Here is a 1,360-nt window from a genome sequence, read left to right as displayed (position 1 = left end):
CAGGGTCCCGTAGTTGTTGACCGTCAGGGCGGTGACCTGCTATTTCATCCTTCCAGGATCAGGCCGACGGCCTGATACGGGTCTGCTGCCAGGCGTCGGCAGGCGCGGGCGATGTTCGAGTGACCGGCCCGGTGACAGAGGCTGATAACCGTGTTCCGCAGGGTCGCCATCACCTGCGGGCCGTGACCGGAACGCACCGTCGAGCGGTCCTCGTCGAACGTCACGTCCCGCACGTGGTGGAGCTTGTTCTCGATCGTCCAATGGCCGCGGATCCAGGCCGCGAGTTGCCTCGGTGGAGCCTGCTCGGCCGGCAGGGAACAGATCGCGTACACCACCTCGATGCTCCAGGCGTCGGCGCCGATCACCCGGCGGCGTCGGGTGACCTGAACCGCCTGGCAGGCGTAGGGAAACCGCAGGCCACGGGTGACGGTGACGATCTTGTAGTCACGTCGTTCCTCACGGCCGTGGCCGCGTTCGGGCGGGTCGGACCACACCACCGGAACCTGGTCCCAGGGTTGGTCTCCGACTCGGGCGAGCAGGCCGGGCTGGTTCGCCTTGACGACCATCACGTACTCGGCGTGGCACTGCTCCCGCACACACCGCGCAGTGGTCTTCTGGGTGTGCATAGCGTCGACGGTGACGACCGCCCCGGCGATGTCGAGGCCCCGCAACAGTGCTCGGACGGTGGGAATCTCGTTGGACTTGTCCGCGGTCCGCCGCTGCCCGAGCACCACGACGTCCTCGTGGGTCACCGCGGCCACCAGATGCGGGGCCCGTCCCGCCGCGGTGCGGGCCCCACGGATCGTCTTGCCGTCCACCGCGACAGCCCGGCGCCCGACCACGACATCATCGCCGGCACCGGACAGACATCGGCCCAGAACCTCGTCCAGAGCATCACCGTCGATCCGGGACAGCACCTGCCGCAGCGTCGCTTCGCACGGCACCCGGAAACGAATACCACACCGCTGCAACACTTGTCGTGGCACACCCGACACCCAGTCGGCGATCGCGGTGAACGAGCAGGCACCGGCAGCGACCGCGCACAACGCCACCGCGATCAGCGACGAGAGCCGGTAGCGGCGACCCCGCCGCGCCCTCGGATCGGGCACCTGGTCGAGCACGGCCAGCAGTCCCGACATCTGCGTGTCGTCGTCGGCGGCCCGGCTGAACCGGGTCAGCTGGTCAAGGTCGGGGTCGATCGGGGACACTGTCCCGGCGGGCATGGGTGACTCCTCGTGGACGATCTGGATGCGTAAGACACACCCATGATCAATCCCTGTCCCCATGCCCGCTCAACCCGCCCCCGAACACACCGAAACCCCAGGTCATGGCACCGCTAGTCAACAACTACGGGGCCCTG

At 68.2% G+C, this 1,360-nt stretch carries 1 protein-coding gene; it reads right to left on the bottom strand.

Features of this window, described 5'->3' with window-relative positions; genetic code table 11:
* Positions 1 to 44 precede the first annotated feature (44 nt).
* The gene (locus tag LDQ05_RS19545) at positions 45 to 1,223 is read right to left on the bottom strand and encodes an ISAs1 family transposase (RefSeq protein ID WP_226438609.1); all 1,179 of its coding nucleotides are present in this window, start codon (positions 1,221 to 1,223) and stop codon (positions 45 to 47) included.
* Positions 1,224 to 1,360 lie beyond the last annotated feature (137 nt).

It is taken from the genome of Rhodococcus yananensis (assembly GCF_020515525.1).
Lineage (GTDB): Bacteria > Actinomycetota > Actinomycetes > Mycobacteriales > Mycobacteriaceae > Rhodococcus > Rhodococcus yananensis.
This window is presented reverse-complemented; position numbering and strand designations above follow the sequence as displayed.